Annotated in this window: 8 protein-coding genes; 4 read left to right on the top strand and 4 right to left on the bottom strand. The window is 63.6% G+C overall.

Annotation, left to right across the window (positions count from 1 at the left end; translation table 11 throughout):
• The 3 genes from LPZ50_RS17935 to LPZ50_RS17925 form a co-directional block, all read right to left on the bottom strand.
• Window positions 1-512 (bottom strand): MFS transporter (locus tag LPZ50_RS17935; protein ID WP_230663233.1); only part of this gene is annotated, 512 nt, incomplete at its 3' end.
• Window positions 513-549: 37 nt separating this feature from the next.
• Window positions 550-1,116, bottom strand: coding sequence for a CoxG family protein (locus tag LPZ50_RS17930; RefSeq protein ID WP_230663231.1), 567 nt, complete (start codon window positions 1,114-1,116; stop codon window positions 550-552).
• 47 nt (window positions 1,117-1,163) lie between these two features.
• Entirely contained in the window at window positions 1,164-2,438 is a 1,275-nt protein-coding gene (locus tag LPZ50_RS17925) for an O-antigen ligase family protein (RefSeq protein WP_230663229.1), read from the bottom strand.
• 373 nt (window positions 2,439-2,811) lie between these two features.
• Here LPZ50_RS17925 and LPZ50_RS17920 point away from each other — a divergent pair, with 373 nt between their 5' ends.
• Window positions 2,812-3,921 carry an MraY family glycosyltransferase gene (locus LPZ50_RS17920; RefSeq protein WP_230663227.1) on the top strand — a complete coding sequence of 370 codons (1,110 nt, stop codon included), beginning with the start codon at window positions 2,812-2,814 and terminating at the stop codon, window positions 3,919-3,921.
• An 88-nt stretch (window positions 3,922-4,009) separates the two neighbouring features.
• A complete protein-coding gene (gene galE, locus LPZ50_RS17915) occupies window positions 4,010-5,059 on the top strand; it encodes a UDP-glucose 4-epimerase GalE (protein WP_230663235.1) in 1,050 nt (349 codons plus the stop codon).
• A gap of 25 nt (window positions 5,060-5,084) precedes the next feature.
• On the opposite strand, the gene LPZ50_RS17910 is transcribed toward galE, so the two are convergent.
• Window positions 5,085-6,497 carry a mannose-1-phosphate guanylyltransferase/mannose-6-phosphate isomerase gene (locus LPZ50_RS17910; RefSeq protein WP_230663225.1) on the bottom strand — a complete coding sequence of 471 codons (1,413 nt, stop codon included), beginning with the start codon at window positions 6,495-6,497 and terminating at the stop codon, window positions 5,085-5,087.
• Window positions 6,498-6,761: 264 nt separating this feature from the next.
• Here LPZ50_RS17910 and waaC point away from each other — a divergent pair, with 264 nt between their 5' ends.
• Both waaC and LPZ50_RS17900 read left to right on the top strand, forming a co-directional pair.
• Window positions 6,762-7,784, top strand: a complete 1,023-nt coding sequence (gene waaC / locus LPZ50_RS17905; protein WP_230663223.1) for a lipopolysaccharide heptosyltransferase I — start codon at window positions 6,762-6,764, stop codon at window positions 7,782-7,784.
• A 17-nt stretch (window positions 7,785-7,801) separates the two neighbouring features.
• Window positions 7,802-8,431, top strand: a 630-nt coding sequence (locus LPZ50_RS17900; protein ID WP_329957679.1) for a 3-deoxy-D-manno-octulosonic acid transferase, incomplete at its 3' end; no start/stop codon positions are given.

Genomic DNA, 8,431 nt, shown 5'->3' with positions numbered 1-8,431 from the left:
GTGGCCGCGCCGCCCAGCAGCGGGCCCACGCCGCTGGCCATGGCGAAGGCGGCCGACACCAGGGCCAGCCAGCGCACGCGCTCTTTGGCGTCGGGAAACAGGTCGGCTGGCGCCGCGAAAGCGGTGGCGATCATCATGCCGCCGCCTATGCCCTGCAGGGTGCGAAAAACAATCAGTTGTTCCATGGACTGCGCCAGCCCACAGGCGATGGAACCCAGCGCGATCACGGACACCGACAGCAGCATCAGCGGCTTGCGCCCGAACAGGTCGCCCAGGCGGCCGAAAATAAGAATGGACGCGGCGGTGGCCAGCAAATAGCCGGTGCCCACCCAGGCGTACAGGGCCATGCCGTTCAGGGCTTCGGCCACGCGCGGCAATGTGGTGCTGACGATGGTTGAATCGAACGCGGCCAGCACCACCGTGGCCGCCACCCCCGCCATCGCCATCAGCAGGTCGCGTCGTGAGCGGACAGGTTCGGAGGGGGCGTCGGGTGCGGGGGACGTGGTCGTCATGGCGGCAAGCATATCACCGCCGTCCTAGGGATATCACCTATTTGTACAGCGCGTGGTATCCCAGAATGACGATGACCACGGCGGCCACCGCCAGCCACGACCAGCGCGACGAGGCCAGGCCGCGCTGGGGCGGTTCCGGTTCCGGCGGCGGAGCCGTGCGCGGCAGGGCGGCCATGTGGTCGATGAAGGCCGCGAAAAACTTTTCCACCAGTTTGCCGCCGGCTTTTATCAGCACCGGCTCGCCCACCTTGCCCAGCGAGCCGCCCGCCATGGCGGCCACGGTATAGGCCAGGCGCGTGCCTTCGTCTTTGGGCGACAGGGTGACCTGGGCGGTACCGATGGCCAGGCAGGCCGTCTGGCTCTTGCCTTCGAAGGCCAGCGAAAAAGTACTAGGGGGATTCAGTTCCGAAAGCAGGACTTCGCCTTCGTAATGGGCTTCCACGCCTCCCACGTTCGCCTGCAGCGATAGCGCGTATTCGGTGGGCGTGCGGCGTTCCAGATTGACGCATCCCGGCAGGCACTTCTGCAGTACCTGGGGATCCATCAAGGCATCCCAGGTCTGGTGCGGGGTGGAGGGAATCCATTGAGCATCGGCAATGCGCATGGCTGTCTCCTTGCGAGCCTGTAGACCCTTTTCAAACAGCTTTTGGCCTATTCTGGCCCTAAATTCCGGCTTTGGCTAGAGGCAGGCGCCGACAGCGCGGTGAACAAGGCCAGCAGGATCACGTACAGGCTGATGGATCGCATGCCGCGGAACATGAGTTCGGTAAGGCCGAACACGGCGAACCCCAGGCATACCGCCAGCCCCATGGCCGCGGCGGCACGCTGGGCCTGCGGCATTTGCTGGCCCAGGCGCCGCGCAAACAGCCATGCGGGCACGAAATACAGCGCCAGCAGGGCCACGCCGCCCGGTACGCCGTAGGTCACCAGCGCCATCAGGATATCGTTGTGCGGCTCGCCGAAATCGCGCGCCACATAGGCCGACACCTCGCCGGCCGCGGCGCGTTCCTTCAAGGCGTGGCTGAAGCTGGTTCCGCCGCCGATGCCCGACCACGGATCGAGCTGGATCATGTCCCACGCCGAAGTCCACAATTGCAGGCGGATGCACATCGACGTGTTGGCGGTGGGGTTCACGGTGATGCATTGCTGGATTTCCTGCGCACCCTTCACAACCCGTTCGCGCAGCGCCGGGCTGGATGCGCCGATGGCCAGGGCCACCAGCCCGATGCCCAGCAACGCCGCCAGCGCGCGCCAGGGGTGGCGCAGCCATCCTGCCAGCGCCACGCCGATCAGCGCGAATACCGGAATCGCCATCCAGCCCGTGCGTGTCTGCGTGAGCACGAAGCCGGCCAGCCCCAGCGATGCCACCACTATTTTCAGGATGCGCTCGGCCTTGGGCCGGGGCGTCAGGTGCCAGCCCAGGCTGTAGATGAGCAGCACCGTCACCAGCAGCATCAGGTTGCCATAGCCCACGGCGTTGAATTGCGGCGTGACCGGACGCGCAAACGCGGGACCGGCCAGATAGGCCACGATGCCGGTGGTGATCAGACAGGTTGCCATCGCCCCTGCCCAGGCCGCCCGGCGCAGGCGCTGCGGGTCGATGACCAGGAAAGCCGCCAGCAGCAGGGGGTAGCCCAGTGCGATGCGGATGCCGCGCTCGGTTTCCGAGCCGGACCACCTGTGGTTGAAATACTGGCTGAGCAAGGCGGCCACCAGTGGCAGGCACAGCGTCAGTATTTGCCAGCGGTACGGGCGCAGGGAAAGCAAGGCCTGGGGCGCGGACGTGACCGCGATGATGATCAGGCAGGCCAGCGACAGCACATAGAACAACCCGCTGCCGCCACCCACCGTCAGCGTCAGGATGGGTAGCAGGGCAACCAGGATTGCGGCCAGCGTAGAGGTACAACGTAGAGTGGAATGCGTCATGTACAGGCCGTCCGGGCCGGAGGCAGCAAAATGCAGCAATTTGCTGCTGAAATGCTACAGAATAATATAAATGCAATAAAATCTGTCTGTCTGTGCAGGTTTGCAGGAAACTTGCGCAAGCCAGAACGGCCTTTCGTGCAGCTTTACTACCGGACGTACCAATGAGGAACCGCCTCGCCGCCTAGAGCGATTTGCCGGGCGAGTATAACTGAGCGGGTGCGGGCCGCAAGAGTGCCGCGATTGTCCCGCCCCGCTTAGCGAAATGGCTAACATCTGCGGACCATTCCCGTATCCAGAAACACCACGCGTCGGCCAAACCCATACAATTCGCTCGGACCTGTCGCGAGCGCAGGTTCCTTAACGTAGCCTTGATATGCAATATTTGTTGACAGCGTTTCTCACCTCGCTGGTGTTCACTGCGCTGATCGTGCGGTGCCGTTCCTGGCATACCGGCCTGATCACCGATTACGAACTCGACGGTGTGCAGAAGTACCACGCCAAGCCGGTGCCCCGTGTCGGCGGCATGTCGCTGGTGGCGGCCATGGCCGCCACCTGTCTGGTGGCAGCCTTGCGCGAACCGCAAGAGCTGCCGGAACTGCTGCTGTTGATGCTGGCCGCCGCCCCGGCTTTCCTGGGCGGCCTGGCCGAAGACCTGACAAAAAGCGTGCGGGTGCTGACGCGCCTGCTGCTGGCCATGGCGTCCGGCGCGCTGGCCTATTTCCTGCTGGATGCGGCCGTCACCCGGGTGGACATCATCGGGCTGGACTGGCTGTTGCAATTCGGCCTGGTGTCCCTGGTGTTCACCATGGTGGCCATCAGCGGGGCTGCCAACGCCCTGAATATCATCGACGGCTACAACGGCCTGGCGGCCGTGGTGTCGGCCATGATCTTCGCCGGGTTCGCCTACGTCTGTTTTTACCTGGGCGACCGCATGCTGCTGATCGTGGCCTTGGGCATGCTGGGCGGCGTGGTGGGGTTCCTGATCTGGAATTACCCGCGCGGGCACATTTTCCTGGGCGATGGCGGCGCGTACTTCCTGGGCTTCATGATCGGCGAACTGTCGGTGCTGCTATTGGCGCGCCATCCCCAGGTATCGGCCTGGTTTCCGCTGCTGCTGTGCATTTACCCCATCTTCGAAACGCTGTTCTCCATTTACCGCAAGCGCTGGCTGCGCGGGCGTTCGCCCGGGGCGCCCGACGGCGTGCATCTGCACATGCTGATCTACAAGCGCGTGGTGCGCTGGGCGGTGGGCTCGCGCGAGGCGCACCACATGACCTGGCGCAATTCGCTGACTTCTCCGTATTTGTGGCTGCTGTCGTCGCTGGCGGTGATTCCGGCGGTGTTGTTCTGGCAAATGCCCGTCATGCTGATGATCTGCGTGGTGGCTTTCTCGGTTACCTACGTGGTGCTGTACCGCCGGCTGGTGTTGTTTCGCATGCCGAAGTGGATGGTGCTGAAAAAGCAGAGGCATCACAGACAATGAAACGGTTACAGTTGCCAGGATTCGGCTTCTCGGCGTGAACGCCTGGCGCCGACCTGAAGAACAGCAGCAAACAGGAATTACTGCATTGATGATACTTGTCACAGGTGGGGCCGGCTATATCGGTACCCATACCCTTGTCGAGCTGATCGGCAAGGGTTACTGCCCCGTTGTGCTGGACAATTTTTCCAACAGCTCTCCCCTGGCATTGGAGCGTGTGCAGGCCATCACCGGCCAATCGATTGATATCGTCCGGGGCGATGTGCGGGACCGTGGCACGCTCGATTCGTTATTCCGCCGTTACCAGTCAGCTGGTACGCCCATTCAGTGTGTGCTGCATTTCGCTGCCAGTAAGGCCGTGGGCGAGTCGGTACGCGACCCCTTGAAATACTACGACAATAATGTCGTGGGTTCTCTGCGGCTGCTGGAAGCAATGCTGGCCGCGGGGGTGCATCGCCTGGTATTCAGTTCATCCGCGACGATTTACGGAGCGTCGCAAGCCTTGCCTTATACCGAGGATGCGCCGATTGCGCCCACCAATCCATACGGGTGGTCCAAGGCCGCTGTGGAGCAAATACTCAAGGATATCTGCCTCGCGCATTCCGGGTTTTCCGCCATTTCACTGCGGTACTTCAACCCCATCGCGGCTCATGAGAGCGGCATGATAGGCGAAGATCCTAATGGTGAGCCGAACAACCTGTTCCCCTATATCACGCAAGTTGCCATCAGGGCGCGGTCCTGTTTAAGCGTGTTTGGAAACGACTACCCCACGCTGGACGGCACGGGTGTCCGGGACTACGTTCATGTATGCGATCTCGCCGAAGGGCACGTAAGAGCCATCGACTATCAGAATCGTTCGAACCGCAGCGGATTTCTGCCCGTAAATCTGGGAACAGGGCAGGGAGCCAGTGTGCTCGAGCTCGTCAAGGCCTTCGAAAGGGTCAACGGGGTAAGTGTTCCGTATCGCATCGTCGGTCGGCGCCCCGGCGACATTGCGGCGACATGGGCTGACGCCACGCTGGCCGAGCACGTGTTCGGTTGGAAAGCCAGGTACGGATTAGACCGCATGTGCAAGGATGGTTGGCGATGGCAAAACGCAAACCCCCTTGGCTATCGAACACCGGGCGACGCGCCCGACTAAATGAAATGAATAGGCCGCGTTCGCTTCAGCAACGACCGTAGATGTCCTGGAATCTCACGATGTCGCTCTCACTGAGATGGGCGCCACTTTGCACTTCGATTAATACAAGGTCGGTTTCGCCGGGGTTCTCGAGCCGGTGTTTGTGGCCGGCGGGAATGAAGGTGGATTCATTACTGGCCACCAGCATTTCCTTGTCGCCATTGATTACGCGTGCCAGGCCGTCGACAACCACCCAGTGCTCGCTGCGATGCTGATGCATTTGCAGTGACAATGAGGCGCCCGGCTTGACGACCACACGCTTGATCTTGAAGTTGGGCCCTTCTTCCAGCACGGTGTAAGTACCCCAGGGGCGATGCACCGTCCGATGCAGCATATAGCTTTCGTGACTCTTGGCCCTTAGCTGGCCGACCAGGGTCTTGACATCCTGCGTGCGATTCTTGTCGGACACCAGCAACGCGTCGGGCGTATCGATGATGATCAGATTGTCCAGGCCTATTGCGCCAACCAGGCGCGCTTCGCTGCGGATATAGCAGTTCGTGACATCGTGCAGCACGACCTGGCCTTCGACGCTGTTCCCCTGCGCATCGGCTTGCGCCAGGTCGCCAAGCGCGCTCCACGAGCCGATATCGCTCCAGCCGATATCGCAAGTGATTACCGCCGCGCGGCGGGTTTTTTCCATGATGGCGTAGTCGATGGAAATGGCTTCGGCTTGATGGAAGGCCTCGGCATCCAGTTCGATCTGGAATTCGCTGTCGTTGCCGATCGTTCTGCCCTTGTCGAGCGCGGCAGCGACATGGTGGCTGATCTGGGGGGCGTGTGTTCGCAATTCTTGAAGCGCGGTGGCCACGGTCAGGCAGAAAATTCCAGCATTCCAGGAATAGCGGCCGCTGTTGACGTACTCGGTTGCCGTTTGCAGATCGGGTTTCTCGACAAAGCGCAGCACGTCCGTGCCGTCCGCCTCGATGTAGCCGTAGCCCGTTTCGGGAGAATCCGGCTTGATGCCGAACGTGACCACTTTGCCTTGCCTGGCCAGTTCGACGGCTTGGGCCACGGCCGCGGCGAAAGCCTGTGAATCGGATATGAGATGGTCGGCGCTGAGCACCAGCAGAACAGCCTGTTCGCCGTGCCTGGCTTTTGCCGACAGGGCGGCCGCGGCTAGCGCCGGTGCGGTGTTGCGACCCTCGGGCTCAAGGATGAAACCGCGCTTTACGTCGAGGCCGGTTTCACGGTATTCGTCCTCTGTCTTGAAGAACAGGTCGCGGTTCGTGACTGATACGATCTCGGCTACGTCCGGTAAACTGCCTGCGCGCAGAAATGCTTTTTGCAGCAGGCTTTGGCCGTCAGCCAGGCGGATAAAGGGCTTGGGATGCAATTGTCGGGATACCGGCCACAGGCGCCTGCCTGCTCCCCCGCACAAAATAATGGGGACAAAACTCACGTGTTCCCCCGCGAATCAAGGCGGCTGATCAGCCGAAACCAGATAGTCATGCATCATAAAGCAAAAATATGTAGGCAAAAGATATATGCGCGAGACTCCGTAGCAGTTTCAACCCATTATGCACCGCGCCGTCCCGGCGCGCCGGACGCGAGGGGTATGACTGCCGCGGGATGCTCCGCGAGCCCCGCTTTCACGGCCGCCGCCCTGGACGCTTGGTGTACATTCGCGTCCTAGGTCCACGGAAACCGGCCTTTTTCTGATTCGATGTCTACCCGCATTCTCATCGTCCGCACCTCGTCCCTCGGAGATCTGGTCCATATGCTGCCAGCCATCTCCGACATTGCACGCCATGTGCCCGGTGCGGTGATCGACTGGGTGGCCGAAGAGGCGTTTGCCGAGATCCCCGGCTGGCACCCGGCGGTGCACGAAGTGATCAAGGTGGCCCACCGGCGCTGGCGCAAGGCCTGGTGGTCGGCGCCCGTGAAGGCCGAGCGGCGCGCGCTGGCCGAGCGTCTGCGCGCCGTGCAGTACGACGTGGTGCTGGACATGCAGGCGCTGATGAAATCTGCCTGGCTGGTGCGCCAGACGCGCGGCGTGCGCCACGGGCTGGACTGGCGTTCCGCGCGCGAGCCGCTGGCCTCGCTGTTCTACCAGGAACGCCACCGGGTCGAGTTCTGGCAGCCCGCGGTAACCCGGCAGCGCATGCTGGCGGCACAGGCGTTCGGCTATACCTATAGTGGCCCGCCGGATTTCGGCCTGCAGGCCTTCGCGCAGCAGGCGCAGGCCCAGGCAAGGGCGTGCGCGGCTGCGTCGGGCGAATGCGCGCGACCGCATCATCATCTGAATACCGACCACGGCTATGCGGTCATCATGCCGTCGGCCAGCCGCGATGACAAACTCTGGCCCGAAGATGACTGGCGCGCGGTGTTTGACCGCTTGCGCGCCGCCGGCTGCACGCTGCGCCTGCTGGCCGGCAACGCGCAGGAAGCCGAGCGTGCCCAGGCCCTGGTGGCCGGCCTGGATGGCGTGGAAGTCCTGCCCCGCATGGATCTGACCTCCATTGCCCGCCAGTTGGCCGGCGCGCGCGTCATGGTGGGCCTGGATAGCGGCCTGACGCATTTGTCGGCCGCGCTGGGCCGGCCCACCGTGGGTATTTACCGTGCTTCCACGCCGGTGCGCACGCCGCTGATCGGCTCCAGCTACACCGCCAGCCTGGGCGATCGTGGCGCGCCGCCCTCGCGCGAGGCCGTGCTGGCCGCGGTGGACCAGGCGCTGGCCGCCAGCTGACACGGGGCCGGCCTGACATGCGGCGCGGCGCTTACACCCTGGCTTTGTACGCGGCGGCCCCGTTGGTGTGGCTATGGATGGCCCGGCGTGCCCGCAGGGCCGGTGGCGAATGGGGCATTTTCTCGGCGGCGCGCTTCGGGCGGTCCGACCCGTCCGCCCCTGTGCCGTTTGCCCGCGCCCCGGTATGGGTGCATGCGGTCAGCCTGGGCGAGACCCGGGCGGCGCAGCCGCTGTTGCAGGGGCTGCTGGATCGCGGCCTGCCGGTCTTGCTGACCCATACGACGGCTACCGGCAAGGCCGAGGGCGCGCGCCTGTTCCCGGCGGCGCTTGCCTCCGGCCAATTGCGCCAGACCTGGCTGCCTTACGATTTTCCCCATGCCGTGCGCGGTTTCCTGCAGCGCTATACACCACGCTGCGGCCTGCTGATCGAACGCGAGGTATGGCCCAATCTGCTGGCGCAGGCCCGCCGGCAGGGCGTGCCCATGGCCCTGGTCAGCGCCCGCTTTTCGGCGTCGTCGCTGCGCCAGGCGGGCTGGATGGGCGAGGCGATGCGCGAGGCCCTGGCCGGCCTGGAGGCCGTGCTGGCGCAAACACCCGAAGACGCGCAGCGCCTGGAACAGGCCGGCGCGCGCCATGTGCGCGTGACG

This window comes from Bordetella petrii (assembly GCF_020991325.1).
In the GTDB taxonomy this organism is placed as follows: domain Bacteria; phylum Pseudomonadota; class Gammaproteobacteria; order Burkholderiales; family Burkholderiaceae_B; genus Bordetella_A; species Bordetella_A petrii_E.
Note: the sequence above shows the minus strand (reverse complement) of the source record. Positions and strands in the feature narration are given on the sequence as shown.